This is a genomic window from Limimaricola sp. G21655-S1 (assembly GCF_027213785.1).
Classification (GTDB): Bacteria; Pseudomonadota; Alphaproteobacteria; order Rhodobacterales; family Rhodobacteraceae; genus Limimaricola.
Genome location: NZ_JAPWGO010000022.1, coordinates 14,036 through 35,594, shown reverse-complemented (window position 1 = coordinate 35,594; position 21,559 = coordinate 14,036). Strand labels below are relative to the sequence as shown.

At 58.6% G+C, this 21,559-nt stretch carries 15 protein-coding genes and 1 pseudogene; 10 read left to right on the top strand and 6 right to left on the bottom strand.

What is annotated here, in order from left to right; all coding sequences use genetic code 11:
- Window positions 1-161 precede the first annotated feature (161 nt).
- A complete protein-coding gene (locus O4G76_RS17365; RefSeq protein ID WP_269398509.1) occupies window positions 162-1,262 on the top strand; it encodes an ankyrin repeat domain-containing protein in 1,101 nt (366 codons plus the stop codon).
- Entirely contained in the window at window positions 1,262-1,771 is a 510-nt protein-coding gene (locus O4G76_RS17360; RefSeq protein ID WP_269398508.1) for a hypothetical protein, read from the top strand. The genes O4G76_RS17365 and O4G76_RS17360 overlap by 1 nt, the downstream gene beginning before the upstream one ends.
- Window positions 1,772-2,203: 432 nt before the next feature.
- Here O4G76_RS17360 and O4G76_RS17355 read toward each other — a convergent pair whose 3' ends face one another.
- The 6 genes from O4G76_RS17355 to O4G76_RS17330 all read right to left on the bottom strand — a co-directional run bounded on the left by O4G76_RS17355 (window position 2,204) and on the right by O4G76_RS17330 (window position 7,893).
- The gene (locus O4G76_RS17355; protein WP_269398507.1) at window positions 2,204-2,608 is read right to left on the bottom strand and encodes a hypothetical protein; all 405 of its coding nucleotides are present in this window, start codon (window positions 2,606-2,608) and stop codon (window positions 2,204-2,206) included.
- Window positions 2,608-2,997, bottom strand: coding sequence for a hypothetical protein (locus O4G76_RS17350; RefSeq protein ID WP_269398506.1), 390 nt, complete (start codon window positions 2,995-2,997; stop codon window positions 2,608-2,610). Before O4G76_RS17350 ends, O4G76_RS17355 begins: the two co-directional genes overlap by 1 nt.
- Window positions 2,998-3,331: 334 nt before the next feature.
- Window positions 3,332-4,792 (bottom strand): hypothetical protein, encoded by a 1,461-nt coding sequence (locus O4G76_RS17345; RefSeq protein ID WP_269398505.1) that lies wholly within the window; start codon window positions 4,790-4,792, stop codon window positions 3,332-3,334.
- A gap of 1 nt (window position 4,793) precedes the next feature.
- Complete coding sequence (locus O4G76_RS17340; RefSeq protein ID WP_269398504.1) at window positions 4,794-7,070, bottom strand: hypothetical protein; 2,277 nt, start codon at window positions 7,068-7,070, stop codon at window positions 4,794-4,796.
- Between the two features lie 201 nt (window positions 7,071-7,271).
- Window positions 7,272-7,538, bottom strand: coding sequence for a hypothetical protein (locus O4G76_RS17335; protein WP_269398503.1), 267 nt, complete (start codon window positions 7,536-7,538; stop codon window positions 7,272-7,274).
- Complete coding sequence (locus O4G76_RS17330; RefSeq protein ID WP_269398502.1) at window positions 7,522-7,893, bottom strand: helix-turn-helix domain-containing protein; 372 nt, start codon at window positions 7,891-7,893, stop codon at window positions 7,522-7,524. Before O4G76_RS17330 ends, O4G76_RS17335 begins: the two co-directional genes overlap by 17 nt.
- Window positions 7,894-8,159: 266 nt before the next feature.
- Between O4G76_RS17330 and O4G76_RS17325 the strand changes: the two genes are divergently transcribed.
- The 8 genes and pseudogenes from O4G76_RS17325 to pglZ all read left to right on the top strand — a co-directional run bounded on the left by O4G76_RS17325 (window position 8,160) and on the right by pglZ (window position 21,558).
- A complete protein-coding gene (locus tag O4G76_RS17325) occupies window positions 8,160-9,275 on the top strand; it encodes an AAA family ATPase (RefSeq protein ID WP_269398501.1) in 1,116 nt (371 codons plus the stop codon).
- A 114-nt stretch (window positions 9,276-9,389) separates the two neighbouring features.
- Window positions 9,390-10,064 carry a hypothetical protein gene (locus tag O4G76_RS17320; protein ID WP_269398500.1) on the top strand — a complete coding sequence of 225 codons (675 nt, stop codon included), beginning with the start codon at window positions 9,390-9,392 and terminating at the stop codon, window positions 10,062-10,064.
- A 33-nt stretch (window positions 10,065-10,097) separates the two neighbouring features.
- Window positions 10,098-10,379 (top strand): annotated as a pseudogene (locus O4G76_RS17315) (IS3 family transposase); the annotation flags it as partial.
- A 500-nt stretch (window positions 10,380-10,879) separates the two neighbouring features.
- Window positions 10,880-11,464 carry a DUF1819 family protein gene (locus tag O4G76_RS17310; protein ID WP_269398499.1) on the top strand — a complete coding sequence of 195 codons (585 nt, stop codon included), beginning with the start codon at window positions 10,880-10,882 and terminating at the stop codon, window positions 11,462-11,464.
- A gap of 13 nt (window positions 11,465-11,477) precedes the next feature.
- A complete protein-coding gene (locus O4G76_RS17305; RefSeq protein ID WP_269398498.1) occupies window positions 11,478-12,068 on the top strand; it encodes a DUF1788 domain-containing protein in 591 nt (196 codons plus the stop codon).
- Between the two features lie 4 nt (window positions 12,069-12,072).
- Entirely contained in the window at window positions 12,073-15,588 is a 3,516-nt protein-coding gene (brxC, locus tag O4G76_RS17300) for a BREX system P-loop protein BrxC (protein WP_269398497.1), read from the top strand.
- Window positions 15,588-19,070, top strand: a complete 3,483-nt coding sequence (gene pglX / locus O4G76_RS17295) for a BREX-1 system adenine-specific DNA-methyltransferase PglX (RefSeq protein WP_269398496.1) — start codon at window positions 15,588-15,590, stop codon at window positions 19,068-19,070. The genes brxC and pglX overlap by 1 nt, the downstream gene beginning before the upstream one ends.
- Entirely contained in the window at window positions 19,063-21,558 is a 2,496-nt protein-coding gene (pglZ, locus tag O4G76_RS17290) for a BREX-1 system phosphatase PglZ type A (protein WP_269398495.1), read from the top strand. The genes pglX and pglZ overlap by 8 nt, the downstream gene beginning before the upstream one ends.
- Window position 21,559 lies beyond the last annotated feature (1 nt).

Sequence of the window (21,559 nt, the reverse complement as noted above, 5' to 3'; positions counted from 1 at the left end):
GTGGCCCGGCCACATGGCGCGAGCGCTCGTCGAAAGCTGCATTGTCGCCGCGGCGCATGACGCCGCAAGCTTGAGCGCCGTGCCACCGCCATAGGCGGCCGAGTGAGAGCCATTGCGGCGCGAAGCGCAGTGATGCAACGTAGGGAAAAAGGAAAATTGGTGTGAAAGACAGTGCTTCGCCGATACAATCGGACGACCCCGTCATAGAATTCATTGACGCTTTACAAAAAGGGCTCAAAAGCCGCGCGTTGCTGATGATGGAGGCACCCGGCTTCGATCCCAATGCCGAAGGCGGTGGACCGCTCAGGGTGTCCATAGAACTCGGCTTCCTCGATATCGCGTCCCAACTTCTTGCCACAGGGGCTGACCCGAACGCAGCTGCGGGAGAAAGAAAATGTCCGATCGTTCTGGCTCTGGAGAACGAGTATTTCGATCTGGCAGACTACATGCTGAGCCAGGGCGCTGAGATTTCTATCCGAGATCACAATGGCTGGACCCCTCTTATTTGGGCCGCGATCAAGGGCCGCAAGGAGGTGGTTGAATTCCTCATAGAAAGGGGCGCCGATATTCACGTTTGCAGCAATGATGGCTGGAACGCGATCACAGGCGCCTTCTTTAGGAACCATACGCAGATCGTTAGGGCACTGGCCTCCAAAGGCGCGAAGTTCGGAAAGAAATATCAAGAAGCCGCCCTACTGTCAGCCTACGAACAGGGCTCCTTGGATGTCGTTGAGGCTTTGATCGCCGAAGGTGCCAGTGTGAATATCGGGACCTCGGAAGGGCAACCTCTGCTTATTCTCGTTCTTGCTCGCGGCGACATTAAGATGCTCGACCTTCTTCTAACTGCTGGAGCGGATGTGAATATCCGCGACACCAATGGCAATCCAGCCTTGGTAAGTGCCATTCTGAATGCGCAATACACGGCTGCCGCTCGGCTTGTGAAACATGGCGCATCCGTCAACGTGAAGGGCCCAAAATGGGCCGCAATCCATGCAGCAGCACAGTGCGGACGGACAGATCTATGCAAACTCCTGCTCGAGGCTGGCGCGTCGGTCGATCAGCTGGGCGAAGCTTCGCATACGGCCTTGATGCTCGCCTCCAAGGAAGAACACGTCGAAACAGTGAGGTTGCTTCTAAATAATGGTGCAGATCCCAATCGCAAGAATAAGGCTGGGCTTACGCCGTTCGGTATTGCGCCTTCAAAGTATGGTTCAGGAAGGACTGCTACAGAAGCCGTCTTGAGAGAATTCGGCGGTAAATGATGGAAGTTCTTCCCAACGACGTCTTCGCTGCTGTTAGGCGGGGATACTCTGAGCTTGAATCGGCATCTGCGGCCGAAATCACGACCTATTTTGACGCCATCGATGCATCGGACGTCCTGGGTCACTCGAACCATATTAAAGGAATCCTATTCGAACAGGAGTACGTTGATGCTCTGGACGCCGCAGGGATCACAGCGAGCCTCTTTGATGCCACCAATCACCCTGGCACAGATGTGTTGGTGTTCGGGGGCGGCGATGTCGTAACGGAGATACAATTGAAAGCTACGGATTCCGTAAGCTACGTAACAGGAGCAATGCAGGACGACCCTGAGATCGCGTTTGCTGTAACCTCTGAAGTCGCTGCACAGATTAGTTCCGACCTTATTATCGATACGGGGATCGAGAACGCTGCGTTGGAAAGCGCGGTAGCAGATACTTTGTTTGATGAGGCTTTTTCACCTATAGGAATATTTTCCCTGGCTCGACTGATAATAGGTTTCCCGTTTTAATTCACCAAACGGATCTTCACGGAGTAGTGGCCGATGCTAAAAGATCTTTAGCGGAAAATCTGAGGTTTACCGGTCTACCCTACGAGGCGTAGTTCATCACAAGGTGAAGTCAGCTCCGTACATTAAAGTGCCTGTACATCACTATGGCCTGGCGCCGCCAATGTCTTAGGTGAGAGATGTGCAAACTCGAATAAACGGCCATCGCAAGTCCGACACCGATCACCACCCGTTGCTATGGTCGTCAAGCACCGCCGGCAGAAGGAACCGGCGGCGTCGATGCATTTGATCCAGGTCCGCGCTTTCGAGAGTCCTGCAAACTTCCTGGCGCAAGGAGCCTCCGGGTCCGCAGCCTTGTCCTCGAAGATCCGGTTCTGCCGCCGGTCTCAGAAGAACTCGCCGCGGTATAGACACCTCGCTGGTGATATGTGGGTCCTACCTGGCGAACAACGCGTTTGCGATGACATATGCTTCGGCAGCATCGAGCGCGGTCTCGATGGCTGTCCCGACGGCATAGAGCGCCTCGAGAGTGGTGAGAAATGCCTTGGCACGTTCAGTGCGAACGGGCACGTGATACCCGCATTCTGGGTCATGCTCACGTCCGTGCCACACATATGACGTCTCACGCTCGACCTCCTTCTCGAGCAGGTCGATGAATGCCGCGATGTCCCTCAAAAATGCTTCGTTGACGATGGTTCGTGCGCTGATCCGCCGGCTGAGCTCAGCGGCAAAGGTGCGATGACGCGGCTCCAACAGAGGAGTGATGTTGTCGTCGAGGCCCTTGCGGACCAGGCGAGAGTGGCCAAGGGCCTCGGCGACGAAATCGCTTACTTGGTCCATCACGCTACCTCCCTGACCAGCGCGGCGGCATGAGCCCGCATCACCTCGAGGCCTCGCTCGAGAGCTTCGGCGCAAAGCCGCGCGTCATCCGCGCGAGGATCGTCTGGGTGCACCAAGAAGAAGTGATGAGCCTCTGGTGCCTCGAGGTTGTCGGCAAACTCGAGGGTCAGCAAGCGGTGCAGATCGTTCAGATCGGCCACCAGCTCCTCCGGCTCAGCGCCGACTGCGACGGCGTCTGTAACGTAAGCCGCTCGGTCCTGCCAGCGGTCACCGCCGAGAAGCCGTGCTGCGGAGACAAGCTTGTCCGCATCCGCGCGGAGCCAGTCGATGAACTCCTGCCGGAGTTCTGCGGCCTGAAGCGCGGCCCGCATGTTTGGATTGTAATTCATAGATGGTCTCCTTCGAGAACCCGAGGGAAAATCCCCGGTCAATGCCGGACCGCGCTTCCAGTCCGGTTTTGGTCGTCTTGTTCTCTTTACCTCCTTCCTGAGCGTGGCCGCCTTGATCGCGCCCTCAACTGAGGGGCGCCGATCGAGACGGTCCACAGCTCCTTGAACCTCCGAGCTGTTGTCAGTGCGAGATGACTGCTATCGGCGAACGCAATCCTGAAATGGCTGGAACAGCTACCGCCGAAGCCGCGTTAGGCACGCCACTTTCGCTGACGGCCTCTGGATACCTATCCAGTCCACCCCGCTGCCCGCCATTTCCGGGGGTCAGGCCGGGTCAGGATGCGCTCTTCGGATGACGCCGAGGTTTGGCGACGCACCATGAGCCCCGCCCCTTGGGACTTCTCTTTGAAGTCATGGGCATGGTGTCGGCTCGAAGCTTTGAGGCTGTGCTTGAAGTTGCCGCAGCCAGTCGCCGAGAGGCAGCGACCTGTGCGGCACTTTGCGTATATACAGCCGTGACCGCATCGCTGCGGTGGTTCAGGATGATGCTTGCAAGCGCCGCTTCCTCCGGCACCGAGGCGATGATGAAGTTCCCAACCGAGTGCCGGATTGCATGCGGCGTGACCCGTACCATGAACACCGGGTCGGTGAAGTCTCCAAGGCACTTCGAGAGTTGGGCCCCCTTGATCGGGCCACCGCGCTCACCGACGAACAACCTGCTCTCCCCCGGGGCCGCGACGACCGCGCGATGCAGCCGCACGTAGCGACCGATCGCGTCGATCAGCGTCGCGCTGAAGGCGCGTCGGTCGAGATCTCCTTCCTTGGTGCTCGCGGCATCGAGGTACAGACCGGCGAGGTCCTCCAAGAGGTTGCTCCGGAGTTCGGTCTCCGCAAGGTTCGTGACCCGAACCGGCGCCTCGGCGAGCAAGATCATCGAAAGCGCAGTTCGCGCTTTGGTGTGCGCTGCGACGAGCTCTCTTCGATTGCGGGCAGCAGCATGGAGCGCATCGGCCTTGTCGAGCAATTGCTGCCCGGCAGCTCTCAATTCAGCGGCATCGATGGCACGCGAAGCGTTTCGTGAGCCTCGATAGTTGGCGAGTTTCCTCAGGCGATCTCGGGTCGTCTTCAGCCACGCCCACGACCTCTCTGGCAGAAGGGCTGGGGCCAATCCTGAGAGCGCCCCCAAGTCGACAGCAACGCCGCCAACGCGCCGCTTGCCGTTTTCAACGCGGGCCTGATCCTCCCGGAGCTTGCAGCGGACGCTTGTCGGCGCGATGTCGACCGCGAAATTTCGCGTCCGGCAGTAATCAAAATGCAGCGCGGCCGCTTCGAGGCGCCGTTTGATCGTATTCGATGACCAGGCTTGAACCAGGATGCCGTCATCGAACCCGGCCTCGCCCATGCGAAGGAGCGGTTCAGCGGCAACACGCCAGTCATCCGGAAACCTTGCCAGATTGCGCGCGATCGTCGCGCGCAGCTGGGCGCGCATATCTGCCCGATCTGTTCGGTGGTTGTCTCCCGCATAGAGCGATGCGGCCGTGGCCGGGAAAACGATGGCCAGCGCTTGGCGCACTTCGTTGCGGACCTGCCGCGATAGCCCTTGCGTACGCTCCAGCCATGTCTCGCGAGAAACGTCGCGCGGATCTACGACGAGGTCGTTTGAGATCTGAAGCCAGCGCCCCAGGGCGCGCCGAAGGCGCGCCCTCTGGGCCTCAGAAAGCGGATGGCGATCAAACCGATCTCGTAAGTCCTCGGGCCAGCAAGACGGCGGCAAGGTAAGTCTGTGCCTTGGCATCTCAGATCGCCTTTCCGGTCTGGGGGTCGATGAATTTGAATGTCATGGTTGCGAGCACCCGGCGGGCTTGCCGCTCGAGCAAGTGAATGTAGCGACGCTGGGCGACGATCTTGCAGACCTCGGCGTAGTAGGACTGGGTCGTCCTCAGCCGCTTGTGCCCAAGGATCTCTTTCACAAGCGACATTGCGGAGGGGTCTTGGTCGAGGATGATCTTACCCGCGAGATGCCGCATGACATGCAAGCACATATCCAGACCACAATGCTTCAACATGTGCTTCTTGAAGCTGGTGTTGAGCTTGGACCTGGTGATGTAACCGCGACCTGGCCCATAGCCCCCCTCCTCGACCTTCTGTCCGTCGGCTCCTGGGAAAAGGTGAGGATTGTCGGGAGAAGCCTTCGCCTGCTTCTGAGCCGCCGGCAGAAAGTGCTCGATGTAGAGTTTCAGCATCCGAACGGTTTCAGGGTCGATCCGGACGTGGATTGACCGTAATGTCTTGGCCTCGTTTGCCGGGATGATCAGCGTGCCCTCTCCGTCGCCTTCGGGCAGGATGAGATGGCGATCGTCGCCCACATAGCGATAGCGCGCGTGGTTCGCTCGCCTGACCGGGGCCACATATTGCCCCATCCGCGCGATGAGGGCGTTGCGCGCGAGAGCTACATGAGTGGCCTGAGGCTTCCGCCCCCGCTGGATCGGAGCGCATGCGAGGGCCCATAGAACGGAAGGCCCCTCGAACCACCTCTTCAGCCGGCTCGTGTCGGCAAATTTTGCCAGCATGGTGGCATGGCGCATACCGATGCGTCGCTCGGCGTAGACCCGCTCGAAGCCACCATTTGTGGTTCGCTTCAGCCCAATCACGCTTGGGTCGATCTGCCGCTTCAGTTCCTCCACTTCCTCCAGACGCTCAGGGGCAATGGCAAGGGCGCGCCCGACCGAACAGAGCGCCTCGACCAGCGTGTGCTCATAGCGGCCTTTCACCTTGGGGTCGAAGACGAGCCCTTGGGCCTCGTTGCGCCGTCTGCGTGCGTTCCGGGTCGAAGCCACCAGAGCTGCCACCACTGGCTTGCAGAACAGATCCCCGAGAGCCTCCGGCTTCGGCTGAACCCGTCGGTCCACTTCCGCGGCGTGCCAGGCTCGCTTGACCGCATCCCGCCAGTTCTTTTGGGTCCCAGGCTCCAGTATAGGTACGGCTTCAGTGGCAGCGCTGCTCGATACCGGGTTCCCGAAAGCAACACCGAGTTCGGCGTATTCCGGGTCGTCGTCGGGCACCAGATCTCCCCAGTCCCCGGGGTTGCGCACTGAAACGGCTTTCTCGAGGTAGGTATCGACTGGCGTACGAATGCCTGAGGGAACACTGTGCCAGTCAACATCTTCCTGCCGACGCACTGGCGCACTGGGTGGCGGCAGATGCGGACACTTTAGTCCTGCGGCAACCGCATCATTCCATCGACGGAGTGCCGCACGCACCTTCTCGACATAAGCTGGTGCGTGCGTCGCGATCTCCATGGCCACGAAGGTCTCGACGAGGGGCGTACCGATATCGACGGGCCGAATGCCCTGGCGCGCGCAGAACCCTGCAAGGCGCCGCAAAATCGCGGCAGCACTCTTCTCATGCTTCTTCAACTGGCGCTCGAGGAACGCCAGGACCTCCCTCCACTCCGCCGGTAGGGTATCTACGGAAGTCTCGCGCATCCCTGTACTGAGCGGATCGACCAGCCGAACGACCTTTCGAAGAAGCGTCCGCTTATTGTCGAGGCTTTTTGGGCTGGCGACGCCGAATGTCTCGGGTGTCGCCGCCCGTAGGAGCGGCTCGATCACACCAGCCGTTGCAGGTACCTCGTCGAGGGTGCCGCCTTCCGAAGCTGCCAGGGCATCGAGCGCCACATGGGCGCGCTTTGCCTCGTCAGTGCCGAGGCGGAGACTGGCTGCTGTCGCCGCATCCGACAGGGTCGGGATACGGGCCCGGAGGCGCAATGCGAGCCAGCGGGTTGGCGGATCATCCCAATAGCGCAGTGCTCGCCGTACATCGCTAATTACCTGCGTCCAGCGCTGGCCCACTGTGGCCTTCATCATGGCGTGGGGTGACACAACCAATTGCCGCACTCGAAAGATCGGCAATTCACCATCAATTCCAGAGGCCGCACAGAAAGCCGCAAGGCTCACGAGGGTCGCACTACGGGTAGACCCCTTCATGCTGGAGAGCCAGAGGCACCGGCGCAAGTCCGCAGTGTCCCCGTGCTCGGTTGCAGAGTTCTCGATGTCGAAGGCTACATGTTTCATGGTGTCATCCGATCTTCTTGTCTTTGTTGTCATTCGGTTTCACGATCTCGGCGCGTTCCCGAAGACGCCGCCGAGATCGTGAAACCTGATGACAGGGGCAGTCCCCGCGCGCCGCAGGGAGACATCCCGCGACACGAACCGACTTCCGCCGCCGGCGGAGGAAATGGGGTGGTCTGCATGCCGACGCCGTGCAGACCACCCTCACTCCCCGGATGGCGTAAGATCCTGATTTTTTTTGATTTCCAGTTCTTGCTCGGCAAGGCGACAGTAATTGCGCCAGTTCTCCAGCATCGCGTCGGCGATGCCTTGGAACTCCCAAATATGAAGAGCGGTCAGTATCCACCGCCCGGAGGCTCTCGACCCGCGAAGTCGGCCGGCTTCGAGGTAGCGGAGCACTTGCCGTTCAGAGCGCTCCAAGACCACGCCGGCTTCGGCAACGGTGTAGGTCGCATCAGGTGCGATGATCATGCCCGCCCTCCTTCACCCGAACTCTCTCTTTGACCTCGGTCGGCGAGCAGCGCAGCGAGCGGCCAATGCGCACAGGTGTTAGCTCTCCCGTCGCCGTCAGAGCTCGGACGTCATCCGGTGAGCAACCAAGCTCTGCGGCGACCTCGTGCAAAGTCAGAAGAGGCCGGGGCTGATCAACATCGAAACAACGTTGCAGCTCGCCGGGCATCCCATCGAGTGGCACCGCCAGCGTGGCGCCGATACGGACCGCCCTGAGATCACCCTTGTCGATCAACCGGCTGACTGTTCTTGGTGAAACCGCCAGAAGACGCGCGACCTCGCTCAGCGCGAGAGGTCGTATAAGCCTGTTTTTCATTGCATTTCCCTAAGACTTGTTGGCTTCAACTCGGACTTAGGGAAAAGCCGACCGAGCCCAAAAACATCTCGGAAAAAAGCGGCCAACACGCCCCGGCAGACATACAGACATCCCCTGAAGGGGGAGTGTCTGTATGTCTGCCGGGGCGATTTCTGATCAGCCGAAATTTTTCCTTGGCTCGGTTTTCCGACGTCAGCGGGGCGGACCTATTTCCGGGTTGTCCGCAAGACGGACAGTCTCACGAGCAGCCCAAAAGGACCCCAATCTTGCAAGATCCCTCCCCCTCCCCCGCAGCCGCCCTCGGGTTCGATGACATCTACCGGGATGCCCGAGTTCATTCCCCTGCCCTCGCTTGGAATTACGCCGCGAAAGGATGGTTTCGGCGCGGCGAGACGTCTGTTCTCTATGGCCCATCCAATTGCGGCAAATCCGCGCTGGTGTGCCATCTCGGAAACTGCATCGTCACCGGGGGGCCCTTCTTCGGGGCACCGGTGCGCCAAGGCGTAGTGGTACATGTCGGAGCTGAAGCGCCGGAGTCAGTGCTCGACCGAATGCAGGCATTCAGACTGAGCGATAACCCCGAAGCTCTTCCCTACATCGTACGAATGCAGCCTGTAGTTCTCTCCGCGCCAGACGCAGTCGGCAAGTTTGTCACTGAGCTCGAGCGGCTTCGCCACAACCTTGGACAGCCGATTATATTGATCGTTTTCGATACGTTGGCACGTTCCCTCGGCACGGCAGACGAGAACTGCGCCAGCACGATGACAGGCATTGCCGACACCGCTGGCCGCATTGCGCGGCAGCTCGATGCCCATGTCATGTTGGTTCATCATACTGGCAAGGACGCCAAACAAGGTGGGCGTGGCAGCTCTGCGCTGCGGGGTGCGGTTGATACCGAGATTTCGCTTTGGCCAACCCGGGGAACGGTTGTGCGAGTGGTCCACGAAAAGCAACGTACCATGCGGAAAGGAGAGGCGCGGTTCTTCGAGACCCGAAGTTTCGTCTTGGGTCAGGATGAGGACGGCGATGACCGTACCACCGTCATGGCTGTCGACGGCTCGAGCCCTCCGGAGAAGGAGGTCGACGGCTCAGGCCCTCCGGATAAGGAGAATGCGAACAACCGTGGCGCTGTGTCGAAGTATGACACGGCGGTCCTGACCGCTCTCCACATCCGCCGCCTAAACAGTGCCCGCGGTAACGACCCCTTCAAACCTCGCGATATTCTCGAAAGCGTTCCGCCGGAGATCTTTGGATCGATGTCGGACGAAAACCGCATGAACACGATCCGTCGTGTACTTGCGCGCCTCGCCGAGCAGAAACCCCCCGTGGTTGAAAAGTCCGGCCAGGATTGGCGCCTGTCAACAGAGGCGGCCCCGACATGACCTGAAAGCCGATTTTTTTTTGTGTCGGAGACAATCGACCAATCTTCCCCGCAGAAGCAATCAACAAGCCAGGTTTGTCAAACCTGGTTTGACAAACCGAAAGACAAACCAGCCGTGACAAAAACCAACCAGAACAAGAGCAACACTGGCGGCCGTCCCCTCAGCTACGACCCCAACCTCGTCCACGAGATCATCTCCGCAGGGCTGGCCAGCGGCCTACCCGCTGCCGATCTCGATGCATCCTACGTCAAAGAGCGGCTATGCGGTGAGTATGGTGTGAAAGGCTCGATCCGGCAGGAAACGCTGGAGAGCCTTGTCGAAACCGCTCATGCCGAGATCCGCGAGGCTGAGAACCGAGCGCTCCTCGCGAAGCTGCCTAAGGGGACCGCTGCTGCGGTATCCGCAGCAGTGGCTGCAACCGAAAAGGAATTGTTGCTGGTCGTCGCTCAGCAACATGCCGGGTCGCTGACACTGGCCAAACAAGAGTGCGACGAACTCCGGGCCGACAAGAGGAATGCGCAGAATTGCATGGCAATCCTCGAGGGAGCACTCGCCGAGAAGGAGGTGGCCACGAGGGCCCTGGAGAAAGAACGAGACAAGCTCGCTGGGGATCTGGCGAAGGCGCACGAAGAGCTTCGGATTGCCCGCGCGGATTTGGAGCGTCTAACCAGCGAACAGAGCGGAGTCGGTCGCCTCTTTGCTGAGCTGCGCAATCCGGAAAACCGCGAGGACATTCGCGCCGTTCTGGCGGACCTCGTTGCGCCTGCCCCGTCAGAAGAACCCAAATAGCACTTCTTCGAAGAGTGCAGCCACGCGTCCGGCCGGGTCTGGAACCGGATCTCTCGCGAGAAAATCGTCGATCTGACCGGTGAGCAGCCCGGAGCTGTCGCCCCGGAACTCGCGGTCCGGTTCACCGACACCCGGCGCTACTTCGTGTCCGAGGCCAGCGTCTACGGCGTTTCAAAGGCCGATGACCTGACCACCAGCCCGGCTTTCGTAGTGATCGAGGTGGCGGACGAGCTCCACGAGAAGACGACCCGACCAAAACAGCTCAGGCAGACAGACCTCACCTATCTGAAGGTTATCCGCTGGTGGTGGTTCTACTGACCGGAGGTTCATCTTTCTGCCGGTTTGACGGAGCCCATGGGGCAGCGCTTGCAGGCCTCCGTAGCCTCTACATGCAGACCCAGGATACAACCCTGTGGGGCAACCACAAGCGAGGCATATCGGCAGTCCCCAATCCCGGAACTCTATCGCACGGGGCCGCCGTGTTTGCTGTGATAATGGGGAACACAGTCCAGACAGCCCGGGATGGTTCGGTGCGAAACCCGGGTTATACCGGGCCGGTCATGCCTGCGATGGACCGATCGTCAGTCAGCCTGTGTCAGCCGAGCGGCATCTGTCTGGCCAATGTGAAGCAAAACTGCACCGTAAGACACGTTCCGGATGTGCCCGCTCTCCCGCAGCCCGAAACATCTTGGCCTCGCCACTCGCACTGATATACGGGGCTTGCGTGATCAGCAGACCCCTAATCGAGGCGAACGAGGCCTTCGCAGCTTTTCGCTCAATATCGCCATGAGAAAATGACAAGCCAAAACTACAAGATGTCATTCTCAACCGGTGGGCTGCTTCTTAATGAAAGTCTTGAGATTGCGCGGCTCCATATAGAAGGCGAGCCATGGGGTGAAACTCTACTACGCGCCAGACAGGAAGGTACTACCAGCTTGCCGAAGGCGATATCCAATCGCCGAGCCACGCGGGAAATATCTAACCGTCTGATGATGCTCTCGGCTGAAGAGAGAGCTTTCTTACTCGAAACGACGGACCGCTCCGATCAGCAGGCGTTGCTGTGGCTCGCTGCTTGCCGCGCGTACCGCTTCGTACGCGAGTTCTCGCTCGAGGTGGTCCGCGAACGTTACCTCTCTTATCAACTCGACCTCCCGCGAGAAAGTTTTGATCTGCTCTTCGAGGCGAAAGCGGAATGGGATAATGACCTTGCCGCCATCAAAGAGAGCACACGATCCAAGCTGCGCCAAGTGATGTTCAAAATGATGCGGGAAGCCGGACTTCTATCTAACGCCAACCGAATACAGGCAGCAATTCTTTCAACCCGATTGAAGGCCATGATCGCAGATCAAAACCCGTCTGAGCTTTTGCTATTCCCCGGATCTTCGATCAATGGAGCGTAATTTGACAAAAGAAATGAGCCGCAAGGAACGTGCCGAGCACCTCTATCGCGTCGTTACCAGCGAACGCTTTTTGACAAAGCAAGGCCTTGGCAACGAGGTGCCGTTCTTCATCTGCCCCTTTCCGGCGCGCGACGGACTGAAGATGATCGAAGATCGCAGGGACCTGGTGGCACGAGTTTCGCATGCCGGAGTCAAGATTTTGGATCTCAGCCTGTATGAACTCGCGGTTGAGATCCTTAGGGAAAGAGAAGTTCTGGATCAAATACTTGAGATCGAAGCGGAGAGTGAGAAATCCGAGATCAAGGAGTTGCTGCAAGGAGTTCTTGATCCTCAGGACCACCTCATCCCCAGAATTGGCGAAGCCATCGATGCAACGGAGCATGATGTGATTTTTCTGTCAGGCGTCGGAGAGGTCTACCCTTTTATTCGCTCGCACAGCGTTCTGAACAACCTCCAAAGCACCGCCAAAGAGGCGCCTACTGTATTGTTTTTCCCAGGAAATTACACGCATGCACTGGCTACCGGCGCCTCACTCGATCTCTTCGGAGAGCTCCACGACGACAAATACTATCGCGCTTTCAATATTCTGAACTACGAGGTCTGACCCCATGGCTCTTTCACTTAAGGATATTTTCGAGAAGCCGGTCGACCGTGCCATAGATGGCGTTATTAAGGCCGATGACGAGGCAAGCCTCCGGGTCGAACTGGACGAGTACGTCATTACCGGTGAGATCGGCCAACGGCTGGAGCAGTTTCTCGAGGCATACAATAACTACGACACATCGAATGGCGTTTGGATCTCCGGATTATTTGGATCGGGCAAGTCGCACCTTTTGAAGATGCTGGCGTTACTCCTCGAAAACCGCGAAGTCGACGGCAAGACGGCGCATGAGATCTTCAGCGAAAAGCTCAAAGACGAGCCGATGCTGGCGGGGGCGCTGAATAAGGCCGTTTCAATCCCTTCGAAGTCGATCCTATTCAACATCGATCAGAAAGCGGACGTGATTTCCAAGGCGGATGTCGATGCGATTCTGTCTGTCTTTCAAAAGGTCTTTGACGAAGCCTGTGGCTTCTACGGCAAGCAGGCGTATATCGCCCAGTTTGAGCGAGACCTTCATGCGCGCGGTCAGTTCAAGGCTTTCAAGACCGCATTCAGGGATGCGTCCAGCAAAGACTGGGAACGCGGGCGTGAGCAGGCTCTGCTCGAAGGCAAGAACATCGCGACGGCATTCGCCGCGGCAACTGGTGGAGATGCATCCGATGCAAAGGACATCCTGAGCCAGTATCGGAAGGATACCCGCGTCTCGATCGAGGATTTCGCAACTGCCGTTAAGGCTTGGCTTGACGAACAGCCCAAAGGGTTCCGGCTGAACTTTTTCGTCGACGAAGTCGGGCAGTACATCGCCGACAATGTCAAACTAATGACGAACCTGCAAACCCTTGCTGAAAGCCTGAATACGAAATGCAAGGGACAAGCCTGGATAATCGTCACTGCCCAGCAGGACATGGCGTCGGTGATCGGTGACCTGACCCAGCAGCAGGAGAACGATTTCTCAAAGATCCAGGCGCGGTTTAGCAACCGGATGCCGCTCAATTCAGCCGATGTCGCCGAGGTCATCCAGCGCCGCCTGCTTGCTAAAACGGAGGAAGGCCGGGTCACGCTCGGCAACTTGCATGACCGAGAAGAGAACAACCTCAAAACTCTTTTCCACTTCGCCGACGGGTCGATGAAGCTGACGAACTACCGCGATCGCGATCAGTTCATCTCAAGCTATCCCTTCCCGCCCTACCAATACGACCTCTTCCAGATGACGATCACATCGCTGTCGCAACACAATGCATTCGAGGGCAAGCACAGCTCCGTGGGCGAGCGCTCGATGCTGGGGGTGTTTCAGGAAGTCTCCAAAAAACTGAAGGATCAGCAGGTCGGCGACCTTGCGACCTTCGACCTAATGTTCGAAGGTATTCGAACGGCTCTGAAATCTTCAGTCCAACAGAGCATCCAGATTGCCGAAAAGAACTTGGACGACCCCTTTGCGGTGCGTGTTCTCAAGGCGCTGTTTCTCGTCAAATACGTCAAAGGTTTCAAACCATCGGTGCGCAATATCAGCATCCTTCTTTTGTCGCATTTCGATTCCGACCAAACGAAGCAGCGGCGTCAGATCGAAGACGCACTCGCCACGCTTGAGCGCAACACTCTGATCCAGCGCAATGGCGAAGTCTATGAATTCCTGACGAATGAGGAAAAGGATGTCGAGGCCGAGATCAAGAACCTCCAAATCGACTCGTCCGAGCTGTCGACCGAGCTGACAACCCTCGCCTTCGACACGATCTTGCGGCACCGCCGTATCAAGCATTTTACAACCGGTAGCGAGTACTTGTTTACGCGCAAGCTCGACGATCACGTGATAGGTCGCGAATACGAGCTGGCGGTGAACATCATCTCGCCGTTGAGCGATGATGTGGATAGTCCGGATGCGATCCGGATGAATACCATGTCGCGCGAAGAGCTTGCCGTAGCGTTGAGGCCCGATTCAAATTTCGTGCGTGACCTCCGCCTCTTCAAGCAGACGGACAAGTTCATCCGGCAGTCGAGGAGCGGCTCACCGCAACCGGGCCGCGATCGGATCATTTCGGAAAAGGGCGAGCAGAATTCCCGCCGCTTTCGGGATCTGGAAATGCGGCTACGCAAGCTTTTGGGGGAAGCGCGCCTGTTCGTACGTGGCGACGAGCTCGAGATCGGTGGCGAGGACCCGCAGGAACGCATCATCAAGGCTTTTCAGCTGCTGGTGGACAAAGTCTACACGAGCCTGCCGATGCTGCGTGGAGTGAGCTATACCGAGGCCGACATTAACAAGGCGGTACAGGTCGAAAGTGGGCTCTTCAGCACCGGTCTCGGCGAGGCAGAACAGGAAGTTCTGAGCAGCATCAATGCTCAGGCACGCAAAGGTCTGAAGGTCACGGTCAAATACCTTGCCGATCGCTTCACCGCAAAGCCCTATGGCTGGCCCAGCAATGCCGCGCTCTGTATCGCAGGCAGCCTCGTTGCCAAGGGCAAGATCGAGGCGCGGATCGATGGCAGCGTGATTGAGGGGCTTCCCCTCGCCAAGGCGCTCAACAACAGTCAGGTCATCTCGAGCATCTTGCTGACCCCGCAGATCGAATTCACCCAAGCCGAGATCCGTAAGGTCAAGGACCTGTATCAGGAGCTCTTCTCTCAACCCGCCTCTGGCACCGATGTCCGCAGTCTTGGGGCCGAATGGGCGACGAGCATCGACACCCTTGAAGTCGAGGTCGATCGCCTGATCCGGCAGGCCCATGACTACCCCTTTCTCGCCCAGCTGGAGCCTTTCCACACGCTCCTGCGGTCGATGAAAGACAAGCCCGCCAACTGGTACATCTCAGACGCGCCGAAGAAGGAAGACGACCTGCTCGACGCGAAGGAAGAGATCCTGGACAAGATCCGCGCCTTCATGGGTGGCACGCAGAAGGCGATCTATGACGACGCCCGCAACACTTTGCGCCGCGATGAGGCTAATATCGACTATGTCGATCCTGAAGCGTTGCGCAGCTTGCGAGCCGCACTGAATGATCCAGGGTGCTTCAAGGGCAACTCGATCCAGAACCTCAAGAACGACCTCTTTGAGATAAAGAACAAGATCGACCTCAAGGTGATCGAGGAACGCAAAGCTGTCCTCGCTGAGCTGGAGAATGTCGCAGCCAAGATCGCCGAGCTGTCCGAGTTCCAAGAACTCGATGCCGATCAGCAAGCTCTGATCACTGCCCGGATCGACCGTCACAGGACGGGTCTCGAAGCCATCACCTTGATCCCGACGCTTCGCGACAAAGCAAATACGGCCCGCACACAACTCCTGCCCGAGCTGGTCTCCGAGGTCAGCCGTCTTGTGCAGCCCGCACCCCAGCCGGTGCCCGCTGGCCCGGACGGGATGGGAGAACCGCCAGCACCACGACCGCAGGCCCCCAGCACGGTCGTTGCCTCACAGCTCAAAGTCGTAGCGCCCAAATCCCTCCTCTCGGATGAGGCCGATATCGACCAATACCTAACCGAATTGAAAAAGACCCTGCTGGCCGAGATCCATGCAGGCAGGAAAGTACTCGTTTAATGGATACCAACGCGCTCAAGAAATTTGCTCAGTCTGCTCGCAATCTTCTGATCGACCAAGTGAGGGCCAAGCTCGACCACGTGCTGGCCGAAGGAGCAGCCGCGCGGCGGGAGCATCCGCAGGCCATTCGTGAACTTGAGAATGCCATCAGGCAGACGAGCAGGAAGCAGGTCATCGAACAGGTCGCCTACACTTGGTTCAACCGTTTCACCGCCCTGCGCTTCATGGATGCGAACGGCTACACGCAGGTGCGTGTCGTCTCTCCCGCTGAGGGCGCCACCCGGCCCGAGATTCTGTCAGAGGTGATGGCCGGCAACTTGCCCGACGATGCCCCTACCATCATCCAGTCCCTGCTCGACGGACGCACCCCCTCGAACGACCCGCAGGCGGAGGCCTATCGCCTACTGCTGGTCCATGCCTGCAACCAGTGGCATGGCCCCATGCCCTTCCTGTTCGAGGAGCTGGACGACTACACCGAACTCCTGATGCCCGAGGATCTGCTCTCGCAGACCTCCATCCTCGCCGAACTGCGCAAGGTGATGACCGAGGACGCCTGTAGGGATGTCGAGATCATCGGCTGGCTCTACCAGTTCTACATCTCGGAGAAGAAGGATCAGGTCTTCGCGGGCCTCAAGAAGAACCAGAAGATCACGGCCGAGAACATCCCCGCCGCGACGCAGCTGTTCACCCCGAACTGGATCGTCCGCTACCTGGTGGAGAACTCGCTGGGGCGGCTCTGGCTGCTGAACCGCCCCGAAAGCCGCCTGGCCGAGCGGATGGCCTACTACATCGCGCCTGAAGAGCCCGAGACGGATTTCCTGAAGATCACTCGCCCCGAAGAGATCCGCATCTGCGATCCCGCCGCAGGCTCAGGGCACATGCTGACCTATGCCTTTGAGCTGCTCTACGCCATCTACGAGGAAGAGGGATACGAGGCGACCGAGATCCCCGCGCTGATCCTGACGCACAACCTGACCGGGATGGAGATAGACGACCGCGCGGGGGCGCTGGCGGCTTTTGCGCTGGCGATGAAGGCGGCGGGCAAGCTGGGGCGGCGGCGGTTCTTGCGAATGGAGGCGAAGCCCGACATCTGCGTGTTGCAAAACGTCAGCTTTACGAATGCCGAGATGCAGGACGTGGCCGCCGTGGTGGGCAAGGATCTGTTCACCAATGAGCTGCGCGAGACTCTGGGCCAGTTCGAGCAGGCCAAGAACTTCGGCTCGCTGATCGTGCCGAAACTGAAGGGTCCGGCAGAGACCCTACGGGTGGTCGAGGCGCGGGATTTCGGCTCTGACCTGCTGCTGAAGGACGTTCAGGCACGCGTCGTGGCCGTGCTGCGCATGGCCGAGGCGTTGTCGCCGAAGTATCACGTGGTCGTGGCCAACCCGCCCTACATGGGCGGCAAGGGGATGAACGGGAAACTTGGTGAGTTCGCCAAGAAGCACTTCCCACGCAGCAAGTCCGATATGATGACCTGCTTCATGGAGCGCGCTTCCCTGCTGCTTCGCCAGAATGGAACATGGGGGATGATCAACCTTCCGTCTTGGATGTTCCTGTCATCCTTTGAAAAACTGCGCCTCGCGCTGCTGGAGAACGAAAGCTTTGTTTCGCTATTGCACTTAGGACGAGGTATCTTTGGGTCTGATTTTGGAAGCGTTGCCTTCATAGTTGACAAGAAAAAGCCAAAGGAAAGTCAGACGGCAGTTTACCGGCGGCTCTTCGAAAAGCATGTTCTGGTGCGCGCGCCTCACGAGATCCAGGAACTTTTCTTGGAAAGTAGATATGGATATTTTCTAACGCCTCAGAAAAACCTACTCGCAATTCCCGGAACACCTATCGCTTATTGGCTGTCAAATGAGTTCTTGGACGCATTTGCGAAGGGCACCCCAATTCAAGAATACGCCGTCCCGAGGCAAGGGTTTGCAACCGGGGAAAACGAACGTTTCTTACGCAGCTGGTTTGAAGTTTCGGATGACCGCACAAACTTTTTAGCGAGCAATGCTGCCGTTGCAGCAAAATCTAACGCTCGCTGGTTCCCGTGCAACAAAGGAGGCGAATTTCGAAAGTGGTATGGGAATAACCTGATAGTTGCCAACTGGGAGAATGATGGCGCCGAGATGCGACAACATCCCGGGTCAGTTATTCGAAATCCCAACTACTACTTCAAAGAGGGCATCACTTGGTCGACTGTGACCAGCGGCTCCCTCTCGATGAGATATTCACCCCAAGGTGCTGTTTTTGAGACAAAAGGCTCTGTTTGCTTTCCTCTCAATGGACGCGAGCCGTTCTTTCCTCTGGCGCTCATGAATACTCGAGTAGTCGAGAAGGCACTCCTCGCCGTTTCTCCAACTTTGGACTACCATGAAGGCCCGATTGGAAAGGTTCCGGTAATTGAATCTCAGAAAGAGAAGGTGATAGCGTCTTCGAAGAAATTGGTAGAACACACCAAATCCGACTGGGATGCCAACGAAACCTCCTGGGATTTCAGCACGCTCCCGCTGCTCTCGCCGGATCATCGCGGCGAGACGCTGGCGGACAGCTACGCCACGCTGCGCGCTCGCTGGCAGTCCATGACGGACGAGATGAAAACCCTTGAAGAAGAGAACAACCGCATCTTCATCGACGCCTATGGTCTGCAAGACGAGCTGACCCCCGAGGTGCCGCTGGAAGAGATCACCCTCACCTGCAACCCCGCCTATCGCTATGGCGTGAAGGGCTCCGAGGACGACCGTGAAACCCGCCTACGCGCCGACACCATGGCCGAGTTCCTGAGCTATGCCGTGGGCTGCATGTTCGGGCGCTACAGCCTCGACGCGCCGGGCCTGGTCCTCGCCAATCAGGGGGAGACGCTGGCGGATTACCTCGCCCGTGTCCCCTCGCCCAGCTTCACGCCCGATGCGGACAACGTCATCCCCGTGCTTGCCGGCGACTGGTTCGTCGACGACATCACCGAACGTTTCCGCCTCTTCCTTCGCACCACCTTCGGCGAACAGCATTTCCGCGAGAACCTGAAGTTCATCGAGGACGCGCTTGGCAAGGACATCCGTAAGTATTTCACCCGCGATTTCTACGTCGACCACGTAAAGCGCTACAAGAAGCGCCCGATCTACTGGATGTTCTCCAGCCCCAAGGGCACGTTCAACGCGCTGATCTATTTGCACCGCTACCGTGGCGACACGGTGTCGGTCCTGCTCAACGACTACCTGCGCGAGTTCATCACCAAGCTGGAGGGCGAACGCGCGCGTCTGGAGAAGCTCTCCGACGATCCGGCCGCCACCCAAGGACAGCGCACCAAGGCACTGAAGGACGCAGGCGTCGTGGCGAAGCAGGTTGATGAGCTGAACGAGTGGGAGCGCGAGGTGATTTTCCCGCTGGCGCAGCAGAAGATCGAGATCGACCTCGATGACGGGGTGAAGGCGAACTACCCGAAGTTCGGAGCGGCGCTGAAGAAGATCGTCGGGCTGGAGGCAAAGGATGACTGAGCGCATCCGCGCCGGCCTTGAACGGCTCTTCGAGGAACACCGGATCGTCTTCTGGTACGACGGCGCCCGAGACATGCGCGGTGAGTTCGATGCCGTGGAGCTGCCGGGGGTCGAGAAAGTCGAGGTGGCGAATAACGAGTTCGGACTGAAGTACCGGATGCTGCGGCAGGAGCCCAAGCAGAGGTTCCTGGTGTTCAAGGACGGCCCGGAGCCAGAGATGAAGGACAACTGGCTCCTCGACCTGCAACTTGCGACGGCGGTGTTCAAGGCTGACCAGGCCGCAATCTGGCTTGCCGAACTTGGTCTTCCGTCAGCCTTCGAAGATGTGGTCCGCGACCACATGGAGTTCTACCGTTCGAGGGCCCGGATCGAAGCCTTGAAGCGCTTGATCACGCCCGCGGACCAGAAATCCGACGTGCTGCGCCGAATGCTGGCCGTCTGTGCAGGGGCCGAAGGGGCGCTGGATACGGTCGTCGAGGAGTTGCTGGGTCAGCTGGCCGCAAAGCGGGACGATGGCCAGCGTCTGATGGAACGGTCGGGTCTGATGCCGTTCTTCTGGCAACAGCTCGAGAACGCCTATGGCTATGTTTCGGACACGCCCGATTTCGAGGATTTCGCGATCACGCTGTTCAAGTCCTGCTACCAACGCGCCTTGGGTGAGGACGGCAACCTGAACACCGAATCCCTCCTGATGTTCCGGCGCTGGAAGAACAATCGCCTCGGTGCTGAAGCCTTTGCAGAGCTCAGCGCAGAGTATCAGGACCTGCTGAAGATCGAAGCTGATGTAAAAGTGCGTGAGCTAAAGGCGCTGCGCCCTATCGACTACTTTGAAGAGATCGACAGGCAGATCATCCGCGGTCTGGTCGAGGCGATTTCGAGCCAGACGGTGACGGCCGCGGATGTGCTGGCCATCACTCGTGAGCGCCGCCAGAGTCACTGGTACGCGACCTACGAGGATATTTACCTGGCGATCGGTTTTGCCACTCAATTCCAGCAGGCGTTGGCCGAAACCAATCTGACCATGTCTTCGCCTGCGGAGGGCGTGAGGCGGTATGTGGCAGCTTGGTACAAGATCGACCAACTCTATCGGAAGTTCGTATATCACATGCAGCGAAGCGGACAGGCCTCTCTGTTGGGCGCCTTGTTCGAGACCGTCGAGAACCGCTACACGACGAGCTTTCTGATCGCCGTCAATGATGCCTGGCAGGATCAGATCGCGAAGCTGGATGCCTGGCATATTCCTGGCTACCCGCAGCAGCGGGACTTTTACCTCGAACAGGCCGCCGAGTTCCGGCGTAAGGATCAGAAGGTGGTGGTTATCATCTCCGATGGCCTGCGCTTCGAGATCGCTGAGGAGTGCTTGCGGGAAATCCGAAAGCTCAACCGCTTTGACGCCGAGCTGAAGCCGATGATCTCGGCGCTGCCGAGTTACACACAGCTCGGGATGGCAGCGCTGCTCCCTAACAAAGCGCTGACGGTCGCAGGGGATGGCGGCGTCACCTCCTTCGGGCTACCGACCCAAGGCACGTCAAACCGCGAAAAGGTCCTGAAAATGGGCCGTTCCGGTGACCGGGTAAAGGCGATGAAGGCAGATGACTTCATGAGCCTGCGCACCGATGACGGCAAGGAACTCTTCCGCGACCATGACATCCTCTATCTCTACCATAACCGGATCGATGTCGTGGGCGACAAGCTCGCGACCGAGGAGCGGGTGACGCAGGCCGCCGAGGACGCGATCGAAGATCTGACAAAGCTGGTACGCAAGCTGACCACCTCGAACTTCTCCAACATCCTGATCACTGCCGACCACGGCTTCCTCTATCAGCACCGAGAGCTCCACGAGACGGACTTCTCTGTCGCCGATCCCACCGGCAACGAGATCCTGTTCAAGAACCGCCGCTTTGTTGTCGGGCAGGACCTGAATGAGACAACAGGGATGAAGAAATTTACGTCGGAAGCGCTTGGCTTGGCTGGCGATCTCGATGTCCTGATCCCAAATTCGATCAACCGGATGCGGGTCAAAGGGGCCGGCAGCCGGTTCGTCCATGGTGGGGCCAGTTTGCAGGAGGTTGTCATTCCAGTCCTCCGCGTCGGAAAGCGCCGCGAGGAGGATGTCGGCAAGGTTGAAGTGCAGATTGTTGTGACTGGCCGGAGCCTGATTTCCTCGGGCCAGACCGCCGTCACCCTATACCAGGCTCAACCGGTTTCCGAAAAGCAGCAGCAGCGAGTCTTGCGTGCAGGGATTTACGCGAGCGATGGTACGCTCATCTCGGACGAGCACAGCCTGACCTTCGACTACACCGCCGAGAATGCCCGCGAACGCGAAATGCCTATCAAGTTTCTGCTCTCGCGGGACGCGGATCGGTTCAACAATCAAGATGTCTTCCTGAAGCTGCGAGAGCAGCGCGGCAAAACCAGCCACTATGACGAATACACGAGCCACCGGTTCCAGCTCCGCCGCGGGATCTCGACGGACTTCGACTTCTGAG

Coding starts and splice junctions, on each gene's coding strand:
- O4G76_RS17360 (WP_269398508.1), top strand. CDS start 1,262: ATGGAAGTTCTTCCCAACGACGTCTTCGCTGCTGTTAGGCGGGGATAC.
- O4G76_RS17355 (WP_269398507.1), bottom strand. CDS start 2,608: ATGGACCAAGTAAGCGATTTCGTCGCCGAGGCCCTTGGCCACTCTCGC.
- O4G76_RS17350 (WP_269398506.1), bottom strand. CDS start 2,997: ATGAATTACAATCCAAACATGCGGGCCGCGCTTCAGGCCGCAGAACTC.
- O4G76_RS17345 (WP_269398505.1), bottom strand. CDS start 4,792: ATGCCAAGGCACAGACTTACCTTGCCGCCGTCTTGCTGGCCCGAGGAC.
- O4G76_RS17340 (WP_269398504.1), bottom strand. CDS start 7,070: ATGAAACATGTAGCCTTCGACATCGAGAACTCTGCAACCGAGCACGGG.
- O4G76_RS17335 (WP_269398503.1), bottom strand. CDS start 7,538: ATGATCATCGCACCTGATGCGACCTACACCGTTGCCGAAGCCGGCGTG.
- O4G76_RS17330 (WP_269398502.1), bottom strand. CDS start 7,893: ATGAAAAACAGGCTTATACGACCTCTCGCGCTGAGCGAGGTCGCGCGT.
- O4G76_RS17310 (WP_269398499.1), top strand. CDS start 10,880: ATGTCATTCTCAACCGGTGGGCTGCTTCTTAATGAAAGTCTTGAGATT.
- O4G76_RS17305 (WP_269398498.1), top strand. CDS start 11,478: ATGAGCCGCAAGGAACGTGCCGAGCACCTCTATCGCGTCGTTACCAGC.
- brxC (WP_269398497.1), top strand. CDS start 12,073: ATGGCTCTTTCACTTAAGGATATTTTCGAGAAGCCGGTCGACCGTGCC.
- pglX (WP_269398496.1), top strand. CDS start 15,588: ATGGATACCAACGCGCTCAAGAAATTTGCTCAGTCTGCTCGCAATCTT.
- pglZ (WP_269398495.1), top strand. CDS start 19,063: ATGACTGAGCGCATCCGCGCCGGCCTTGAACGGCTCTTCGAGGAACAC.